The sequence below is a fragment of the Achromobacter sp. 1012554356 genome (assembly GCF_059760815.1).
The window spans coordinates 21,382-41,901 of the sequence record NZ_JCBANC010000057.1 but is presented as its reverse complement, the minus strand read 5'-3'; the positions used below and the strand labels follow the sequence as shown (position 1 = coordinate 41,901).

The 20,520-nt window shown below is 67.4% G+C and carries 13 protein-coding genes; 2 read left to right on the top strand and 11 right to left on the bottom strand.

What is annotated here, in order from left to right; translation table 11 throughout:
- Positions 1–24: 24 nt before the first annotated feature.
- The 11 genes from AC6LJW_RS23700 to AC6LJW_RS23650 form a co-directional block, all read right to left on the bottom strand.
- Positions 25–816: a metallophosphoesterase family protein gene (locus AC6LJW_RS23700; RefSeq protein ID WP_056568307.1), complete on the bottom strand. Its 792-nt coding sequence runs from the start codon at positions 814–816 to the stop codon at positions 25–27.
- Positions 813–1,787, bottom strand: coding sequence for a diacylglycerol/lipid kinase family protein (locus tag AC6LJW_RS23695; RefSeq protein WP_056568309.1), 975 nt, complete (start codon positions 1,785–1,787; stop codon positions 813–815). Before AC6LJW_RS23695 ends, AC6LJW_RS23700 begins: the two co-directional genes overlap by 4 nt.
- Positions 1,788–1,879: 92 nt before the next feature.
- A complete protein-coding gene (locus tag AC6LJW_RS23690; RefSeq protein ID WP_498088408.1) occupies positions 1,880–3,679 on the bottom strand; it encodes a gamma-glutamyltransferase family protein in 1,800 nt (599 codons plus the stop codon).
- A gap of 304 nt (positions 3,680–3,983) precedes the next feature.
- Entirely contained in the window at positions 3,984–5,480 is a 1,497-nt protein-coding gene (locus AC6LJW_RS23685) for an ABC transporter substrate-binding protein (protein ID WP_498088407.1), read from the bottom strand.
- A gap of 219 nt (positions 5,481–5,699) precedes the next feature.
- Positions 5,700–6,599 carry a LysR family transcriptional regulator gene (locus AC6LJW_RS23680; RefSeq protein WP_056568318.1) on the bottom strand — a complete coding sequence of 300 codons (900 nt, stop codon included), beginning with the start codon at positions 6,597–6,599 and terminating at the stop codon, positions 5,700–5,702.
- Positions 6,596–7,291, bottom strand: a complete 696-nt coding sequence (locus AC6LJW_RS23675) for a helix-turn-helix transcriptional regulator (RefSeq protein WP_498088406.1) — start codon at positions 7,289–7,291, stop codon at positions 6,596–6,598. The genes AC6LJW_RS23680 and AC6LJW_RS23675 overlap by 4 nt, the downstream gene beginning before the upstream one ends.
- 58 nt (positions 7,292–7,349) lie before the next feature.
- Positions 7,350–8,807, bottom strand: a complete 1,458-nt coding sequence (locus AC6LJW_RS23670; protein ID WP_498088405.1) for an efflux transporter outer membrane subunit — start codon at positions 8,805–8,807, stop codon at positions 7,350–7,352.
- Between the two features lie 10 nt (positions 8,808–8,817).
- The gene (locus AC6LJW_RS23665) at positions 8,818–11,919 is read right to left on the bottom strand and encodes a MexW/MexI family multidrug efflux RND transporter permease subunit (RefSeq protein ID WP_498088404.1); all 3,102 of its coding nucleotides are present in this window, start codon (positions 11,917–11,919) and stop codon (positions 8,818–8,820) included.
- Between the two features lie 15 nt (positions 11,920–11,934).
- Complete coding sequence (locus tag AC6LJW_RS23660) at positions 11,935–13,068, bottom strand: efflux RND transporter periplasmic adaptor subunit (RefSeq protein WP_498088403.1); 1,134 nt, start codon at positions 13,066–13,068, stop codon at positions 11,935–11,937.
- A 174-nt stretch (positions 13,069–13,242) separates the two neighbouring features.
- Positions 13,243–15,216: a BCCT family transporter gene (locus AC6LJW_RS23655; protein ID WP_056568330.1), complete on the bottom strand. Its 1,974-nt coding sequence runs from the start codon at positions 15,214–15,216 to the stop codon at positions 13,243–13,245.
- Positions 15,217–15,365: 149 nt separating this feature from the next.
- Positions 15,366–15,989: a TetR/AcrR family transcriptional regulator gene (locus tag AC6LJW_RS23650; RefSeq protein WP_056568333.1), complete on the bottom strand. Its 624-nt coding sequence runs from the start codon at positions 15,987–15,989 to the stop codon at positions 15,366–15,368.
- 231 nt (positions 15,990–16,220) lie between these two features.
- Here AC6LJW_RS23650 and AC6LJW_RS23645 point away from each other — a divergent pair, with 231 nt between their 5' ends.
- Positions 16,221–17,312 (top strand): efflux RND transporter periplasmic adaptor subunit, encoded by a 1,092-nt coding sequence (locus AC6LJW_RS23645; protein ID WP_498088402.1) that lies wholly within the window; start codon positions 16,221–16,223, stop codon positions 17,310–17,312.
- Positions 17,309–20,518, top strand: coding sequence for an efflux RND transporter permease subunit (locus tag AC6LJW_RS23640; protein ID WP_498088401.1), 3,210 nt, complete (start codon positions 17,309–17,311; stop codon positions 20,516–20,518). The genes AC6LJW_RS23645 and AC6LJW_RS23640 overlap by 4 nt, the downstream gene beginning before the upstream one ends.
- The last annotated feature ends 2 nt before the right edge of the window (positions 20,519–20,520 follow it).

Here is a 20,520-nt window from a genome sequence, read left to right as displayed (position 1 = left end):
GGACTATGCAGCAGGCGCGCACGGTTACAGCGAAACCAGGGTTTTGTCGACGGGCGCGAATGCGTGCGCGCCTGCTGCATAGTCCCACCGCTCGACGTGGCAGACCGACTGGCCGTCCTCTTGCGAGCGGGTGATCACGCCAAGCGAATTGGGCACGGTGCCCCGCACGCGGTGCGAACACGTGGTTCCCGCCTGGACGATCCAGCCGGCCGGGCCCGTGGGCGCGGTCAGCGGCAGCACGTAGGGCAAGTGTATGTGACCGCCCAGCACCAGGTCGACGCCCGCCTGCGCCCAGGCCGCAAGCGCACGCTCGCGGCCGATCAGCAGATTGGACAGGTCCGATTCAACCTTGGCGCGCACGGGGTGATGCGCGACGACGATCCGCAACTGGCCCGGCCGGGCCTGCCGCAACCGCTGGCCGACACGGGCGATCTGTGCGTCGGAGATCTCGCCGTCCTTATGGCGTTTTGGCCGGGTGGTGTTCACCCCGATGGCAAGCACGCCGTCGTTCTCGAACACGGGTTCGAGGATCGGCCCCAGCGCGCGCTTGTAGTTGCCGTAGGGATTGAGGGCGCGTGCGAATACGTTGTACAGCGGAATGTCGTGATTGCCGGGCACCGCCAGCACGGGCAGCGCGAGGCGCTCGATGAACCGGCGGGCAGCGGCGAACTGGCTGCGGCGTGCGCGCTGGGTGATGTCGCCGCTGAGCACCACCAGATCGGGCGACAACTGCCGCGCCAGGTCCAGCACGGCTTCGACGACCGCCTTGCGCTCAGTGCCGAAATGGGTGTCCGACAGATGCAGGATCCGCGTCATGAGCGGTCCAGGAGCTCGGGGTCCGCCGGCACCACCAGGGGCAGGCGATCGCTTGCCACCTTGAACTCGAGCGGCGTGTCCATCCAGAAGATTTCGCCGTCCATCGCGACCTTGACCCGGCGACGCCCGCGCACGCCTACCGTGAGCTTGTCGAAGGCGAAGCTGATCACGTTCTCGGCTTCGCCCATTCGGCTGAGCAGGCCGCGCACCAGCAGGCCATAGAGGGCCAGCGTGCCCACGGGCCGCGCCGCCATGGCGATAAGCCGGTTGCGGTCAAGCTCGTCGTTCTCGATGCCGATGTGTTCCAACTGCAGTTTGTTGTTGCCCACGACCAGCGTCGGCGACCGCAGGCTGCGCGACTTGCCCTCGAATTCGAGTTCCAGGCCGAGCTGGCGCGGTTGGCGCCAGAGCGTGACCAGGCCCGACCACAGCGCGACCCAGCGCCTGCGCCCGTAGCGCTGCTTGTAGGCCTCGCGGTCTTCGAGTAATTGCGGATACAGGCCGAGGCTGGCGTTGACGAGGAACAGGCGGCCGTTCAGCAAGCCGACCTGCACCGGGCGGATGCTGCCTTGCAGGAAACCGCGCAGCGCCACGTCGGTTTCTTGCGAGATGCCGTAGGTGCGGCCGAAGTAGTTGAAGGTGCCCTGCGGCAGGATGCCGAAAGGCACGCCTTGTCCCAGCACCGTGCCCGCGACGGCGTTGAGCGTGCCGTCGCCGCCCGCGGCGATGACGACGCCCTGCTCGTCCTGGGCGCGCTTGACGGCCTTGCGGGCCACTTCCGTCAGCCGCGACGGGTCGTCGACGGGCATGAGTTCGTAGCGCCGCCCGGCCTCGTCGAGGATAGTCCGAATGGTGTCCTGCAGGACCTGCGCGTCGCCGCGCCCCGATCCTTTATTGAGGACGATGAATAAGGGTTCTGTTCCCGTGAGGGGTCGAGCCGCTGTTGCCGGGCTCTGCTCGGATGGCGTCATGCGACAAACATACCCTATGCGGGTAAACCGCTGCAAGACGCCGCACGGCGCACGCTTTGTAAGAAAGCGTGCGCCGTCCGTTCGACGGCCGCTCAACGGCCGACGGCGTACGCCTGCATCAGGCGCGGCGTGGCGGCCGCATGCAGCAGTCCGTCCGGATCGCGCGAGGCCGCGGTCAGCCGGCCGACCGACCATTCGGGCAGTTCTTCGATCTGGTGACCGCGCTGACGCAGCGCCGCGATGACCTCGGGGCCGAAGCTGGTTTCCAGCGCCAGGTGGCCCGGTTTGCGGTCGCGCGGGTAGAAGGACGTCGGGAAATGCATGGTGTGCGACATGGGCAGGTCGATCGCTTCCTGCAGGTTCAGGCCGTGGTGCACGTGACGCAGGAAGAACAGCAACTGCCATTGCTCCTGCTGGTCTCCGCCCGGCGTGCCGAAGGCCAGGTAGGGCTTGCCGTCGCGCAGCGCGAGCGACGGGGTCAGCGTGGTGCGCGGGCGCTTTCCCGGCGCCAGCGTGCCGGGCAGGCCTTCTTCCAGCCAGAACATCTGGGCGCGGGTGTTCAGGCCGAAACCCAGTTCGGGAATGACCGGCGACGACTGGAACCAGCCGCCCGACGGCGTGGCCGAGATCATGTTGCCCCAGCGGTCGATCACATCCACGTGCGTGGTGTCGCCGCGCTTGGCCGACGCGCGCATGTCGGCAAGCGTCGGTTCGTTCGTGGCGCTGCCGGGCGCGGTGACGGGAGACAGGCGCTCCAGGGTGTCCATGACACGCGCGACCTGCGCCTCGAAGCCGGGCACCTGCCCGGGCAGCAGGTCGTGCGACGCGCCCTCTCCGATCAGTTGGCGGCGTTCGGCGTTGTACGCGTCGGACAGCAGATGGGCCAGCGGCACGTCGATGAAGGCCGGGTCGCCGTAATAGGCTTCGCGGTCGGCAAAGGCGAGCTTCATGGCCTCGGTGACCCGGTGGATGAACTCGGCGCTGGTGGGGCTGACGCCCGCCAGGTCCATGTCTTTCAGGATGGCGAGCGTCTGCAGGAAGACCGGGCCCTGGCTCCAGGCGCCGGCCTTGGCGACGGTGTAGCCGTGATAGTCGTAGGTCAGCGGTTCGTCGTAGCTGGCGGACCAACCGGCCAGGTCGTCAGCCGTGATGACGCCGCGATGGGTCGTGCCGCTTTCGTCCATGACGTCGGTGTTGCGGGCGAAGCGGTCGATCTCTTCGGCGATGAAGCCGCGGTAGAACGCGTCGCGCGCGGCCTCGATCTGGCGCTCGCGGTCGGCGCCGGCGCCTTCGGCGGCTTGCAGCACCCGGGTCCAGGTGCGGGCCAGCGCCGGATTGCGGAACAGCTTGCGGGCCTGCGGCACCTGCCCGCCCGGCACGTAGACCTGGGCGGTCGTCGGCCAGTGCGTCTCGAAAAAGTCCTTGAGACCGGCGATGGTGTTGGAGATGCGGGGCATCAGGGCATGGCCGTGCTCCGCGTAATAGATGGCAGGCTCGAGAACGTCACGCACGCGCATCGTGCCGTGGTCACGCAGCAGCAGCATCCAGGCGTCGAACGCGCCGGGGATCACGGTCGCGAGCAGGCCGTTGCCGGGAATGAGCGTCAGGCCTTCGGCGCGGTAGCGTTCCAGCGTGGCGGCGGCGGGCGTGGTGCCCTGCCCGCACAGGACCTCGACCTTGCCGGTGCGGGCGGAATAGAACACGGCCGGCACTTCGCCGGCCGGACCGACCAGATGGGGCTCGACCACCTGCAGCACGAACGCCGAGGCGACGCAGGCATCGAACGCATTGCCGCCGCGCTCCAGCAGCGACATGCCGGCCGAACTGGCCAGCCAATGGGTGGACGTCACGACACCGAAGGTGCCGAGGATTTCCGGGCGAGTCGTAAACATGGTGGGTCCTGGTGTTGGGAGGTAAGACCGATTCGGGTGTCTGACACCCGGGTGTTTTGTAGGACTGGTCGGGTGTCTGACACCCATGGATTGGCCGACCGCGTTGCTATTGGCCGGTGTCTGACACCCTGGAGAGACGGTCGGCACCTCTGCACAGCATCTCAGAGGGTGTCAGACACCTGCGCATACGGGTAACCGCCTCACAACAGCAAGTGACGCCATCCGGGACACCGCGGATCCGGCTCCGCCGGTCCGCAGGTGTCGCCCCCTTGAGGGGGCCCGCGCTAGCGGGTAGGGGGTGGGTCTACTTCTTTGATACGCCTTTTAGGCGGATCAAGCCGTCGGGGTACGGGACGAAGCCTTCCACCTTGCTTTGCACGCCGAACGTCCACGGCAGGTAGAACAGGTAGATGATCGGACGCTGGTCCTGCATCGCGGCGAGCACTTGGTCGTACATGGCGCGGCGCTTGGTGGTGTCGGCTTCGGCGCGGGCGTCGTTGAGCAGTTTGTCGACGGCGGGGTCGCAGAATTTGCCGTCGTTCAGGTTGCCCTTGCAGCTCAGGTACTGGTGGATGTTGCCGCTGGGATCGACCCGGCCAGACCAGCCGCTCTGGCCGATCTGGAAGTCGCCGCGCGCCAGCGAGGATTGCAGCGAGGCGAACTCGACCGGGCGCAGGGAGATGTCAAAGCCCGCTTCGGCGCCCATGGCCTGCACCAGTTCGAAGACCTGTTGCATGGTGGTGTTGTTGCCGAAGGTGATTTCGACCTTTACGCGGTCGTAGCCGGCTTCCTTCAGCAGGGCCTGCGCCTTTTTGGGATCGCGGCCCGGGCGGTCGAAGGACTTGTTGTAGGCAAAGCTGGCGGGCGGGAACGGCTGGTGGGCGGGCTGGAACATGCCTTCGCCGATCACCTGGTTCAGGACGTCGCGGTCGATGGCCAGATCCAGCGCCTGGCGGACGCGCTTGTCCTTGGCGAGCGGATGGTCGGCGCGCGCGCCGTTGGCCAGGTTCACAGAAATGGACTGGAAGCCCAGGCCGGTGACCGGCGCCAGACGCAGGTTGGCGTCGTCCTTGACGGCCTTGGCGTCGCTGGGCGCCACGCGTTCGATGATGTCCAGGTCGCCGGCGCGCAGGTTGTTCAGGCGCACGGTGTTGTCCGGAATCGGCGTGTAGACGAGGCGGTCGAAATGGTAGTTGGCCGCGTCCCAGTACTTGGGGAATTTCTCGAGCACAATGCGATCGTTCTGCACGCGCTCCTTGAATTGGTACGGGCCCGAGCACACGGGCTTGCCGCCAGGATCCTTGTCGAAGCTGGCGGGCGAAATCATCATGCCCGCGCGGTCGGACAGTTGCGACAGCAGCGAGGCATCCGGCTCCGACAGGTTCAGCACCACGGTGTGGTCGTCGGGCGCGTCGATGCTGGCAACGGTGGCCAGTTCGCTCTTGCGGTTGCTGTCGGGCAGCGTGCGGGCGCGGTCGAGGTTGGCCTTGACGGCGGCGGCGTTGATGGGGGTGCCGTCATGGAACACGGCATCCGTGCGCAGCTTGAAGGTCAGCGTCTTGTTGTCCGGGCCGACGGACCAGGATTGCGCGAGCTGCGGCACGATCTTCAGGTCGGGGGTGATGTCGACCAGCCTGTCGCACAGCGAGGCGAACACGATGCGGCCGACAAAGGTGCGGGCGCGCGCCGGGTCCAGCACGTCCGGGTCGTCCTGCAGCCCGATACGCAGGGTGGACTGGGCTTGCGCCAATCCGGTGGCCAGCATTCCCGCCATGGCCATGGCGAGGCAAAGTTTACGCATGAAAGATCTCCGTCGATTCCGGAAGATCTGTCGTCTCGTGCGCGGTCGCACCGCCTGGCAGGGAGCAACAGACCCCGGGTCGTGCCGCATCGCCGGGCCCATCCCCCTCGCGCGCACGTTGTTGTTGGATTCTGCGCCAGGCGCGCGGCGATTGTATAGACCGGCGGATGGCGCGCCGCCCACTATACGCCCGTGGCGGCCGCCTTGCGGACGAATGGCTCAGGGCAGACGGCAAGGGGCGGAGAAATCGGCCGACGCGGCGACCGTGTCGCGCAACATGGCGACCAGCGGCCGGGCGTCGTCGCGCCGGTACTGGAACGCATAGGGCAAGGCGGCCAGTTCGGGCTCGCCGTGCAGGACGCGCAGGCTGCCTTCTGCCTGGAGCTTTTCGGCCCAATGGCTGGGCAGCAGCCCAACGCCCGTGCCCTCGATCAGCAGCCCGACGATGGCGCCCCAGTTGTTGCAGCACAGGCGCTCCCCGGCAGCTTCGCGTCCGCCAAGCCAGTCGTCGATGATGCGCGTGGTGCCCGCGCCTTCGGGCAGAGTCACGAGCGGCAGCCGGGCCAGCAACGCCATCGTCATGCCGGTCTCCGAAGGTTGCAGCACGGAGGGCGCGGCGACCCAGGCGAATTGCGCCTCGCCGATGGGCGAGGACGCGATGCCGGCGCGGGAAGACCGGCCGGCGATCACCGCGAAGTCCAGTTCGCCGTCCGCGACACGCTGCTCCAGCACCTGGCCGATGTCCACGTACGGTTCCAGCACCAGCTCGGGGTAGGCGGCGCGCACGGCTCGGATCAATCCCGGCAGCCAGGTCAGCGCGGTCAGCTCGCCCACGCCGAAGCGGCAGCGGCCGCGCAGGCCGGGCGTTTCAGTCATGGAAGCGCGGACCTGGTCAGCCGCGGCGAGCAGGCTGCGCGCCTGCGGCACGAGGCGCTGGCCCGCGTCGGTCAGCACGGCCTTGTGGCCGCTACGGTCAAAGAGCGGCTGGCCCAGCCCCTCTTCCAGCTCCGTGATGCGCTTGGACAGCGAGGACACGGACAGATGCAACCGCTCGGCCGCCACGGCAAAACTGGCGCAGGTGGCGGCCCAGTAGAAGGCTTCGAGCTGCTTGAGCGTCATGGCCGCCCGCTGACCCGCTCGCTGGCCCGCTCGCTACCCCGTTCACTGACGCGGTAGGCGCAGCGCCGCGCGCCGGCCAGGATGTGTTCTTCGCGCTCGACCTGCACGCCCTCGCCCAGCACCTTGCGGAACAGTTCCAGCTCGCTGCGGCAAAAGCCCATACAGGCCTTGGCCGCGAAACAGATGGGGCAATGGTTCTCGATGAAGATGAAATCCGCTCCTTCCTCGCGCAGCTCCGCCATGTAGCCCTCGGCGCAGCGCACGTCGACCAGGCGCTCGAGCCGCGCTTTCAGGTCCGGCGCGTCCTGCATGGCCTGCTGATAGACATTGAGCATGGCGCCTTCGCGCACCTGCACCAGCTTGTCGATGCCTTCGTCGCCGAACACCTGGCGCACGGCCGCGATCATCTGCACCGTCATCTCGGCGTGCGTGTCCGGGAAGCGCCCGTGCCCGGCCTTGGTCAGGAACCAGATCTGGGTGGGCCGGCCGCGGCCCGCGCTTTGGCTCTCAAAGTCGACCAGCCCGTCGGCATGCAGGCGCGTCATCTGCTGGCGCACCGCCTCCGCCGTCACGTCCATGGCGCGCGCGATGACCGCGATGGATTGCGGCCCGCGCGTCTTCAGGGTCATGAGCACACGATCCGCAGGCTGGTGCGGGATCGCGGCGGCCGGGTGGGACAGGCTGTCAGACATGAGAGGTATCGATGCTCCGGGAGAAGGTTCCTATGGTGCCATGGACGGCTTGCGGTGGTCAGCCGGCGCCGGGCTGGCTCGCGGCCACGGCGTCGGCGGGCTTGGCCTGCCAGCCGCCCCCCAGCGCCTTGTACAGCGCGATGAGGCGAGTGTAGGACTCGGCTTCGGCGACGGCCACGGCGTCCTGGGCGCGCAAAAGCGTACGCTGCGCGTCCAGCACGGTCAAATACGGAGTGCTGCCTTCGCGGTAGCGCAGCCGGGCCAGTTCCGCGGCCCGTCCGCTGTGGGCGGCCGCCTGCGCCAGGCTGCCCAGGCGCTGCTGCGTCTGTCCGTATTCGGCCAGCGCCTCCTCCACCTCCTGCACCGCCCGCAGCACCGTCTGCTCGTAGCGCGCCGCTTCGCCTTCCAGACGCGCCTCGGCCCCGCGCTTGCGGGCCAGCGCCGTGGGCAGGTGGAAGGCCGGCCAGCCGGCGTCGGCCGCCACGCTGAATCCGCGGCTGGCCGCCGACCCGAAGTCGGCGCCGCGCAGCGCAACGAATCCCAGGAATCCGCCCAGGTCGATGCGCGGGTACAACTCGGCCGTGGCCACGCCTACGTCGGCATTGGCGGCGGCCAGGTCGCGTTCGGCGGCCAGCACGTCCGGACGCCGCGACAGCAGGGCGCCCACGTCGCCGATGGGCAGCCGCGCTGTCAGTGGCGCGAGCGGCGTGGCGGCATCCAGCGCGCCCAGTTCCACCGGACGCAGGGCCGCCAGCACCGCGATCCGGTACAGCGCCAGCCGGCGTGCGGTCTCCTGCACGGGGATGCTGGCCTGCACGGTCTCCAGTTCCGCCCGCGCGCTGGCCAGGTCGCCTTCGTCGCCGCGGCCGGCCGACACCATGGCCTGGGTCACGCGCAGGCTGTCCTCTTGGCTGGCGAGGTTGGCCCGCGCCACGGCCAGCCGCTGCTCGGCGCCGCGCAGCTCGAAATAGTTGCGCGCCACCTCGGCCGCCACCACGATGCGCGCCTGCGCCAGGTCGGCCGCCTGCGCTTCGCTGCGGGCGGCGGCGCCCTCGGCCGCGCGGCGCAGCCGGCCAAACAGATCCAGCTCCCAGGTCGCGTCAAAGCCCGCGCGATAGCTTTCGGCCAGATTTCGCTCGCCGGCTGCGCCCGGGTTCGCCTGCGACAGGCTGCGCGCGTAACCGCCGCCCAGCGTCACGGCGGGCAGCTTGTCCAGCTCCCTTTCGTCCAGCACCGCGCGCGATTCGGCAAGGCGTGCCTGGGCGATGCGAATGTCCAAATTGCGGGCGAGCGCCATGCCGATCAGGCGATCGAGCTGCGGGTCCTGCAACTGCTTCCACCAATCGCGCTGGACCTGGTCGGTGGAAAACAGCGTCTGCTCGGGGCTGGCCAAGACAACGGGCGCGGGGTTCGGCTGTTGGTAATCCGGCCCCACTGCGCAACCGGCCACGGCCAGGGCCGCCAGCAGCACGACGGCGCTGCGGCGCAGCCGGATGGAGGGGTGTAGCGTATTCATGTTCGATTCCTCAATGCGAGGCCGCGGCGCGCGCGTCCTCGACGTCGGCCTGCGCCAGTTCGCGGGCGCGCGGCGTGTCGTTGGCCGCCCGGTGATCGCGGGCAAACACGGTGTAGACGGTGGGCAGCACGAACAGCGTGAACAGCGTGCCCACCAGCAGGCCCACCACGATGACCAGCCCCAGGCTGTAGCGGCTGTGCGCGCCGGCGCCGGTGGCGAACAGCAGCGGGATCAGGCCCATGACCATGGCGGCCGTGGTCATCAGGATGGGACGCAGGCGAATGCGCGCGGCCTGCTCCATGGCGGCCCGCCGGTCCAGGCCGTGGCTGACCTGCATTTCGTTGGCAAACTCCACCATCAGGATCCCGTGCTTGCTGATCAACCCGATCAGCGTCACCAGCCCGATCTGCGTGTAGATGTTGACGGTGGCCATGCCCAGCGCCAGCGGAATCAGCGCGCCGCAGATCGACATGGGCACGCTCACCAGGATGATGAACGGATCGCGCAGGCTTTCGTACTGCGCGGCCAGCACCAGGTAGATGACGATGATGGCGAAAATGAAGGTGATCATCAGCGCCGAGCCTTCCTGCGTGAACTGGCGCGCGTCGGACTGCCAGTCGTAGCTGAAGCCCGCAGGCAGCGACTGCGCCTCGCGTGTCAGGAACCGCACCGCATCGCCCATCGTGACGCCCGGCATGGGAATGGCCTGGAACGTGGCGGCGTTCAACTGGTTGAACTGCGTGAGCTTGTTGGGCTCCACGCCCATCGACACCGACACCAGGTTGGACAGCGGCACCTGCGCGCCCGAGGCGCTTTTCACGTGGTACTGCGCCAGCGCCTGCGGCGAGATGCGCTGTTCGCGCAGGCTCTGCGGAATGACGTCATACGAACGCCCGTCCATGCCGAAGCGGTTGACGTAGTTCTCGCCCACCAGCACCGCCAGCGTGTCGCCGATGGCCTTCATGGTGACGCCCAGGCTATTGGCCTTGCTGCGGTCCACCTTCAGCTGCACAACCGGATTGTTGTAGTCCAGGTCGCTATCGACCACCATGAAGAGGCCGCTTTCGCGCGCGGCCTTCTTCAGGCTCTCCATGGCGTCGAAGACCACGGCATAGTCGGACGCGCTCATCAGCACCATCTGCACGGGCAGCCCGCCGGTGGAGCCGGGCAAGGACGGCAACTGGAACGCAAAGATGTTGCTGCCTTCCACGCGGTTTGCCATGGCCTGCATGTCGGCCTGGATCTCGTCGGCCGAGCGCGTGCGATCCTGCCAGTCCACGAAGTCCACGCCGCCGATGCTGTTGGACACACCGTCCGACCCATTGATCAGCCAGCGCCCTTTCTGTTCGGGCAGCGTCTTCATGACGTCGTCCCACTTCTTGCCGAACTTTTCCACGTAATCGATGTTGGCCTGCTGCGGCGACTTGATGGCGGTCAGCACCGTGGACTGGTCCTCGACGGGCGCCAGCTCCTGCTGTGCGGCGTTGTACAGGAATGGCAAGCTGGCCAGCACGGCCACCGCCAGCACGCCGGTGATCCAGCGATGATGCAGCGACACGTCCAGCACGCGGCCATAGGCGTCGCCCAGCCGGCCGAAGAAGTGTTCCGCCTTGCGCGCCATCCACCCGTCTGCCACCCGGCCGTTCAAGAGAAACGAGCTCATTACCGGCGACAGCGTCAGCGCGATTACGCCGGACACCACCACCGCCCCCGCCAACGTGAACGCGAACTCCTTGAAGAGCGAGCCGGTCAGCCCGCCCATCAGCCCGATCGGCGCGTAGACCGCCGCCAGCGTGATGGTCATGGCAATCACCGGCCCCGCGACCTCGCGCGCGCCGATCAGCGCCGCGCGCACGGGCGACTTGCCCTCCTCGATGTGGCGGTGCACGTTTTCGACCACCACGATGGCGTCATCCACCACCAGGCCGATGGCCAGCACCATCGCCAGCAACGTCAGGAGGTTCACGCTGAAGCCGAACAGGGCCATGATCGCCGCGCCGCCCAGCATGGACAGCGGTATGGTGACCACCGGAATCAGCACCGCCCGCAGCGAGCCCAGGCACAGGAAGATCACCGCCACCACGATGACGATGGCCTCCAGCAGCGTCTGCGTCACGCCGTCGATGGACGCGCTGATGAAGCGGGCCAGTTCGAACGGCACTTGCACGCTGGTGCCGGGCGGCAGGTTCTGCTTGATGTTGGGCAACAGTTCGTTCAGGCGTTTCACGATGACCAGCGGATTGCCGACCGGCGTGGCGTTCAGGCCGAAGTAGACGGCCGGTTCGCCGTCCATCAGGCTGCTCGAATCCGTGGACGCCGCGCCCAGTTCCACCGTGGCCACGTCGCCCAGCCGGACGACGGCGCCGCCGTCGTGCTTGACGACCAGGTCGCGGAATTCGGCCACGTTGACGAGGTCGGTGTTGACCTGAATGTTGGACACCACATACAGGCCCTTGGCCTGGCCGGGCGCCGCCTGCACATTGTTCTGGCGCAGCGCGTCGGCCAGCTCGCCGGCGGAAATGCCGCGCGCCGCCATGCGGTCGGGGTCCAGCCACACCCGCATCGCCAGCTTCTGCCCGCCGTACAGCTCGACGCTGGCCACGCCGTCGATGGACGAGAGCTGCGGCTGCACCACGCGAGACAAATAGTCGGTCAGCGCGGCCAACGAGAGGTTCGTGCTGGAAAAGCCCACGTAGGCGACGGCCGTGGCCTCGCCCGCGGACTTGACCAGGACCGGATCGTAGACGTCCTGCGGCAGGCGGTACTTGACCTCGTTGACCTTGGCCATCACCTCGGTCATGGCCTTGTTGGAATCGGCGTTCAGCTTCATCCGCACGGTGATCACGCTGCGGCCCTGCGTGGACGAGGACGACAGGTAATCAATGCCTTCGACCGTGGCCACGGACTGCGCGATGGGCTGCGTCACGAAGCCCTGCATCAGGTCGGGCGAGGCGCCGGGATATTGCGTGGTGATGGTGATGGTGGTGCTTTCGGTCAGCGGATACTGGCGGACGGGCAACCCGCTCAGCGCCTTGATGCCCAGCAGCAGGATGAGCGTGCTGACCACCAGCGCCAGCACGGGACGGCGCACGAAAAGATCGGTGAACTTCATGGGAGCCTCCGTGCCTTATCGGGCTTGCGCCACGGTCTGCCCCGGCGCGGTCAGCGCCACGGTGTCGTCCGGCAGGATCTCGACGGCAGCCCCGTTGTGCAGCCGCAACTGGCCCGACGTGACGACCTGGTCGCCGGCCTTGATCCCCTCGGTCACCACCACGCGGCCCCGCAGGCGTTCGCCGGTCTTCACATAGGCTTGCCGGACGGTGGGCGCCGCACCGTCCGTGCCGGCATCGGGCGCGGCCACGACATAGACCGAATCGCCATAGGCGCTGTAGCTCACGGCCGTCTCCGGCACGGTGATGACGTTTGGACGATCGGGCAGGCTGATCCTGCCCTGCGCATACATGCCGGCCGACAGCGCGCCGTCGGGATTGGCCAGCAGCGCCTGCACGCGGACCGTGCGCGTGCCCGGGTCGACCTGCGGCTCCACGGTCGTGACCTTGCCCGGGAACGCACGGCCGGCGTGGGCGTCCACGGTCACTGCCACCGGCTGACCCACGCGCAGCGCGCCCTGCGCCTGCTCGGGCAGCGTGAGATTGGCGAACATGGAGGACGCATCCGTCAGCGACACCAGCGGATCGCCGGCGCGGGCAAACTGGCCCAGGTTCACGCGGCGCACGCCCAGCACCCCGTCGAACGGCGCCTTGATGCGCTTCTGCTCGATCAGCGCCTGGATGCGCCGCACGTCGGCGGCGGCCTGCTCATGATCGGCCTGCGCCTGATCGAGTTGTTCGCGCGTCGCAGCCTGCAGCGGCACCAGCCGGCGCGTGCGGTCCAGCAAGGCTCGCGCGTTGCGCGCCTGCGCCTGCAGCCGCGCCAGCTCGCCCTGCTCGGGCGCGTCGTTCAGTTGCACGAGCAACTGCCCGGCCTTCACGGACTCGCCCGGCGTGAAGAGGATCTGCGCCACCCGCCCGTCGACCTCCGCGGGCACCAGCACCTGGCGCGTGGCCTCCAGCGAGCCAATGCCGGCGAGTACAACCGGGAAATCCGCCTGCACCGCGGCCGCCACGGCGACTTTGGCCGGTGGCATGGTCCACCCGCCGCCTTGCGCCGCCCCACTGGATTTCCAGTACATCGCCCCGCCGACCAACGCCGCCGCCACTGCCAGGGCGACAACCGCCCATGCTCCTGCCTTCGCCTTCATCTTTCGCTCACTTTTTTATTTAAACAAGAATTTGCTTGGATAATCCACGAATCGCGATGATTCGTCAAAGCAGCGAAAGCAATGAAGGGGATAGCGGCGGCCTATGGGCGAAAAAAAGCCACGCGAAGCGCGTGGCCAAAGGGGAATTCGGAGCGGGCGGGCAGCGCGGGCGGCTTACCCGCGCACCATGTGCAGGTAATGACGATGCCGCTCGTATTGATCCAGGATGTCGCCGATCACTGCGTCGCGGCTCCAGCCCATGATGTCGTAGTCCTGGCCGCCTTCGCGCAGATGGACTTCGGCACGGAAATACTTGCGCTCGTCTTCGTCGGCCGCCTCGTCGGGCGTCAGGCTGGGACGCACGAAGGCCTGCGGCTGGACGGCGTAGGAAAAGTCCAGATGGTCGCCGTGGGAGACTTCCAGGATCACCCCGCCTTCGTTTTCGTCGTCGCGCACCTCTACGGCATATCCCTGCTTGCGCAGTTCATCGGCCACGTCTTCCAGGGCCGGCCGCGCCACATCGGAGATGAAGCGCAGCACATGGGCGCGGCGCGGCATCATGACCATGTTGCGCAGGCGTCGTTCCCAGGACTGGCCGCCGCGCGCCGGCCGCGAGAGCGTCAGGGACTGGTAGCGGATGCCGCGCTTGGTCGCATCGAGCTTGAGCGCCTTGAACAGCCCCCACAGCGACAGCAACAGGATGATCGAGAACGGCAGCGCACTGGCGATGGTGGCGGTCTGCAGCGCGGTCAGGCCGTCGGCCAGCAGCAGCGCAATGGCCACCGCGCCCATGGACAGCGACCAGAATATCCGCTGCCACACCGGCGTGCGGTCCGCGCCGCCCGAGGCCAGCAGGTCCACGACCAGCGCCCCCGAGTCGGCAGACGTGACGAAGAACACCGCCACCATCGCGATGGCAAAGACCGATATCACGCTGCTCCAGGGCAATAACTCTAGAAACGCGAAGAGCGCCAGGGAACTGTCCTTGTCCACCGCCTGCGCCAGGCCCTGGTCGCCGCCCACCAGGATGTAGTAAATGGCCGTATCGCCAAACACCGTCATCCAGAACAGCGTGAAACCAGCCGGCACCAGCAGCACGCCGCAGACGAATTCGCGGATGGTGCGGCCGCGTGAGATGCGGGCGATGAACAGGCCCACGAACGGCGACCACGCGATCCACCAGCCCCAATAGAACAGCGTCCAGCCGCCCAGCCAGTCGGTCGGCTCATAGGCGTACAGGTTGAAGGTCTTGTTGACGATGTCGGACAGGTAAGCGCCGGTGTTCTGCACAAACGTCTGAAACAGGAACACCGTGGGGCCGGCGATCAGCACGAACAGCAGCAGGATCACGGCCAGCACCATGTTGGCTTCCGACAGGATGCGGATGCCCTTGTCCAGCCCGCTCGCCACCGACATGGTCGCCAGGCCGCAGGTGATGACGATCAGGATGATCTGCGGCACGACGCCGACGGGAATGCCGAACAGGTGATTCAAGCCGCTGTTCATCTGCGCCACGCCCAGGCCCAGCGACGTGGCCACGCCCAGTACGGTGCCGATGATGGCGAAAATGTCGACGGCGTGGCCGATCGGGCCATGGATACGGTTGCCGATCAGCGGATACAGCGCGGACCGCAGGGTCAGCGGCAGGCCATGCCGGAAACTGAAGAACGCGAGCGTCAACGCCACCGCCGCGTAGATCGCCCATGCGTGCAGGCCCCAATGGAAGAAGGTGATCTTCATGGACTCACGCGCCGCTTCGACCGTGCCGCCCTCGCCCACGGGCGGCGACACGAAGTGCATGACGGGCTCGGCCACGCCGAAAAACATCAGCCCGATGCCCATGCCCGCCGAAAACAGCATCGCGAACCAGGTGAAATTGCGGTAATCGGGCTCGCTGTGGTCCGGGCCCAGCTTGATGTCGCCGTACCGGCTGATCGCCAGAAACGCGACCGAGATCAGGATGATCGCGACGACCAGGATGTAGAACCAGCTGGCGTTGCTGATGATCCATGCCTGCATCGCGCCGAAGACGTCCTGCGCGGCCTTGGGCGCAATGATGGCGAAGGCGACGAGCAGCACAGTGAAGAGGGCCGCTGAAAAGAAGACGGGTCGATGGATGGTCGTGCCGGGTCGGGATTCCGAAGTCATGGATGCACTCCTTGCGCCCGAGGGTCGCGGAACGTGGCGCTGGCCCCCTCAGCACGACCGGTGCGCCGCCGGTATTACTATCACGGGCGCACCCAAGCTGACAATCACCTGAGTCAGAAATCGGAAATATTCAGACCGGCGCCGCGGCCTCAGTCCAGCTTGGCGTCACCGAAGACCACCCGGCGAAAGAACCCGGCCAGCACGGCCTCGGTCATCTCGGGCGTGACTGCCTGCGGATCGAAGGCATAGCTGAACTGCATGCCGTCCGACAGCGCCAGCAGGCCCAGCGCAAGCTGTTCGGCCGGCAGCGGCAACGGCGTGCCGACGTGGGCCGAGAACTGGCGGATGTATTCGGTGGTGGCGGCGCGCAGCTCGCGCAGACAGGCGATGAACCCCACGCGGAAGTCCGGATCGCGCGCGGCCTGCAGCTTGCCTTCCATCCACAGCAGGAAACAGTCGTTCTCGCGATAGTGCGTGCTGTAGTACTCGAGCACGCGCGCTTCCATCTGCTGCCGGGTCTCGCCGGCTTCGAAGATGGCGCGCATGTCGGCCATGACGTTTTCATGGTCGCGCTTGAGCAACTGCAGGAAGAGTTCGGACTTGCTGCCGAAATTGGAATAGAACGCGCCGCGCGTGTAGCCCGCCTGTTCGACGATGTCTTCGACGCTGGCCGCCACGAAACCCTTGGACAGAAAAATCGACTGCGCGGCGTCGAGCAGGCGCTGACGCGTCTGGTCACGGCTCTGCTCTCGGGTTAGGCGGACTTTTGACATGGCCGGAGTTTAGCATCGGCGCCAGTTTCAGATTCAACATTGAATCCAGATACATGACTGTATTAGAATCCAGTCCGTATCGAGTTCGACTCGCCCTTTTCTGCCCTTTTCCGCGCCGCGAGGTGTTTCGTGAATTGTCCTGGCCCGGCCGCGCGTTCCACCGCGCGCCACGCCGCTGCGGATGCAGCGCCGCTTCTTCCCATTTCCCTGCCCCGCCGCCGGACACGCCTGATGGCGATGTCTGCCGTGCTTGCGCTGGCTGCCGCCGTGGCCGGTTGCGGCCGCGACGAGGCGCCCCCCGCCGCGCCGCGGCCCGTGGTCGCCATGCCCGCGCAGGCGGACGAAGCCCTGCCCGCCTGGACGTTGCCCGGCGAGGTGCAGGCGCGCTACAGCACGCCGCTGTCGTTCCGCGTGGGCGGCAAGATCATCGAGCGCAAAGTGCGGCTGGGCGACACCGTTGCGCCCGGCCAGGTCCTCGCCAAGCTGGATCCGGCCGACGCGGCCAAGAACGCGGCCGCCGCGCGCGCGGCGCTGTCCGCGGCGCAGCACCAGTTTGACTACGCCCGCCAGCAACTGGAGCGCGACCGCGCCCAGGCACGTGAAAACCTGATTGCCGCGACGCAGCTTGAACAAACCCGCAACGCCTATGCCTCCGCGCTTGCGCAGCGGGACCAGGCCGCGCAGCAGTCGGCGCTGGCGGCCGACCAGCTCAACTACACCACCCTCACGGCCGACCACGCGGGCGTCATCACGGCCGAACAGGCCGACACCGGCCAGAACGTAGCGGCGGGCACGCCCGTCTACCAGCTTGCCTGGTCGGGCGACATCGACGCGCTGTGCGACGTACCTGAAAGCGTGCTGGCGGGATTGGCGATCGGCCAGCGCGCCAGCGTCACGCTCGGCCCGTTGCCCGGCCAGACCTTCACGGCGGTGCTGCGCGAGATCGCGCCGGCCGCCGACCCGCAAAGCCGCACCTACCGCGCCAAGCTCACGCTGGAATCGCCCTCGCCCGAGGTCCGGCTGGGCATGACCGCCAACATCAGCTTCGACAACCGGTCGGCCAACGGGCAGACCACCTTTACCGTGCCGGCCACTGCCCTGTTCCATGAAGGCCGAGAGCCGGCGGTGTGGATCGTCAAACCCGACGCCGACACGCTGGAGCTGCGCCGGGTGCAGGTGCTGCGCTACGACGCGCGCACCGTCACCCTGTCGCAAGGCCTGCAGCCTGGCGAGCGGGTGGTGTGGCAAGGCGTGCACACGGTGTCGGCGGGCGAGAAAGTGCGCCCGGTGCCGCCGCTGCATCCCGAGGACTTCGCGTCATGAGCGCCCCCGGCCAGGAAGTGGGCGAGGAAGGCGGCAAAGTCGCTGGCCAGAACGCCGGCCAAGACGCCCATCGCCACGAGGAAGGCAGGTTCAACCTGTCGGCCTGGGCGTTGCGGCATCAGCCACTGGTGATCTTCATCATCACGCTCGTCACGCTGTTTGGCGTGCTGTCGTATTCGCGGCTGGCGCAGTCCGAGGATCCGCCCTTCACCTTCCGCGTCATGGTCATCCAGACCCTGTGGCCCGGCGCCACCGCGCAGCAGGTCCAGGAACAGGTCACCGACCGCATCGCCAAGAAGCTCCAGGAAACCGCCAACACGGACTTCCTGCGCAGCTACTCGCGCCCCGGCGAATCCTTGATCTTCTACACGATGAAGGATTCGGCGCCCGCCAATACGGTGGCCGACCAGTGGTATCAGGTGCGCAAGAAGGTGGGCGACATGCGGGCCACGCTGCCGCAAGGCGTGCAGGGCCCGTTCTTCAATGACGAGTTCGGCGACGTCTACACCAACATCTACACCCTGCAGGGCGACGGCTTCTCGCCGGCGCAACTGCACGACTACGCGGATAAACTGCGCACCGTGCTGCTGCGCGTGCCCGGCGTGGCCAAGGTGGATTACTTCGGGGATCAGCCCGAACACATCTATATCGAGATCACGAACACGCAGCTCACCCGGCTGGGCGTCTCGCCTCAACAGATCGCGCAGGCGATCAACAGCCAGAACGCCGTGCAGGGCGCGGGCACGCTCACCACCGCCGACGACCGCATCTTCGTGCGGCCTTCGGGGCAGTTTCCCAACAGCCGGGCGCTGGCGGACACGCTGATCCGCGTGAACGACAAGTCGATCCGGCTGGGCGACATCGCCACCATTCATCGCGGTTACGACGATCCGCCCGCGCAGCAGATGCGGTTCAGCGGGGAAACCGTGCTGGGCATCGGCATCACCATGCAGCCGAACCAGGACGTGGTGCGCCTGGGCAAATCGCTGGACGCGAAGTTCAAGGAATTGCAGGCGCAACTGCCCGCGGGCCTCACGCTGAAGGAAGTCTCCAGCATGCCCACGGCCGTATCGCATTCGGTCGACGACTTCCTGCGCTCCGTCGCGGAAGCCGTGGCGATCGTGCTGGCCGTCAGTCTGGTGTCGCTGGGCCTGCGCACCGGGATGGTGGTGGTGATCTCCATCCCCGTGGTGCTGGCCATCACGGCGCTGTTCATGGAGATGTTCGGCATCGGCCTGCACAAGGTGTCGCTTGGCACGCTGGTGCTGGCGCTGGGCCTGCTGGTGGACGACGCCATTATTGCGGTCGAGATGATGTCGGTGAAGCTGGAACAAGGCTGGAACCGGACGCGCGCCGCCGCGTTCGCCTACACCAGCACGGCGTTTCCGATGCTGACCGGCACGCTGGTCACCGTGGCAGGCTTTCTGCCCATTGCGCTGGCCAAGTCGAGCACGGGCGAATACACGCGCTCCATCTTCCAGGTGTCCGCCATCGCACTGATCACCTCGTGGTTCGCGGCCGTGGTGCTGATTCCATTGCTGGGCTATCGCCTCTTGCCCGAGCGCAAGCGCGAGGCGCATCTGCCGCACGACCACGAGCACGACATCTACAACACCCGCTTCTACCGGCGCCTGCGCGGCTGGGTGGCGTGGTGCGTGGACCGGCGCTTCCTGGTGCTGGCAGGCACCGTGGTGGTGTTTGCCGTGGCCATGGCGGGCTTCAAGTTCGTGCCGCAGCAGTTCTTCCCCAGCTCCGACCGCAGCGAACTGCTGGTCGACGTGCGCCTGCAGGAAGGCGCATCCTTTGCCGCGACGCTGCGCCAGGTCGAGCGCCTGGAAAAGGCGATCGACGGCCGGCCCGAGATCGCACATTCGGTCAGCTTCGTCGGCACGGGCGCCCCGCGCTTCTACCTGCCGCTGGATCAACAGCTGGCCACGCCCAACTTCGCGCAGCTCGTGATCACCACCCATTCGGTGGAAGATCGCGAAAAGCTTGCGCAGTGGATGGAGCCGATGCTGCGCAGCGACTTCCCCGCCATCCGCAGCCGCCTGTCGCGGCTGGAGAACGGACCACCGGTGGGCTATCAGGTGCAATTCCGCGTCAGCGGCGACAAGATCCCGGACGTCCGCGCGGTGGCCGAGAAGGTGGCCGCCGAAGTGCGCGCCGACAAGCGCTCGGCCAACGTGCAGTTCGACTGGGACGAGCCTTCAGAGCGCTCCGTGCGCTTCGAAGTCGACCAGCAGAAGGCGCGCGAGCTGGGCATCAGCTCCAGCGACATCTCCGACTTCCTGGCAATGACGCTGTCGGGCTACACCGTGACGCAATACCGCGAGCGCGACAAGCTCATCAACGTCAGCCTGCGCGCCCCGCGAGAAGAGCGGGTCGACCCCGCCCGGCTCGCCACGCTGGCGATGCCGACGGCGAACGGTCCCGTGCCGCTGGGCAGCATCGGCCAGGTGAAGTACGACCTGGAGTACGGCGTCATCTGGGAACGCGACCGCCAGCCCACGATCACCGTCCAGGCCGACGTGGTTGGCGGCGCGCAAGGCATCGACGTCACGCGCGCCATCGACAAGAAGCTGAACACGCTGCGCGCCGAGCTGCCGGTCGGTTTCCGCATCGAAGTGGGCGGACCAGTAGAGGAAAGCGCCAAGGGCCAGACGTCCATCAATGCGCAGATGCCGCTGATGGCGGTGGCCGTGCTGACGCTGCTGATGGTGCAGCTGCAAAGCTTCGCCCGCGTGCTGATGGTGGTGCTGACCGCGCCCCTGGGGCTGATCGGCGTGGTCGCCGCCCTGCTGCTGTTCGGCAAGCCCTTCGGTTTTGTCGCGATGCTGGGGGTGATCGCGATGTTCGGCATCATCATGCGCAACTCGGTCATCCTGGTGGACCAGATCGAACAGGACATCAGCGCGGGCCACAAGCGCGTGGACGCCATCGTCGGCGCCACGGTCCGGCGTTTCCGGCCGATCACGCTGACGGCCGCTGCCGCCGTGCTGGCGCTGATTCCGCTGTTGCGCAGCAACTTCTTTGGTCCCATGGCGACGGCCCTGATGGGCGGCATCACCAGCGCCACGGTGCTGACGCTGTTCTTCCTGCCGGCCCTGTACGCGGCGTGGTTCCGCGTGAAGCACAACGAACGCGACGAACCCGAAGGCGTGCCGCCCGGCGCCAACGCGGGCGACACGGTGGAACGAGGAGCCTGACG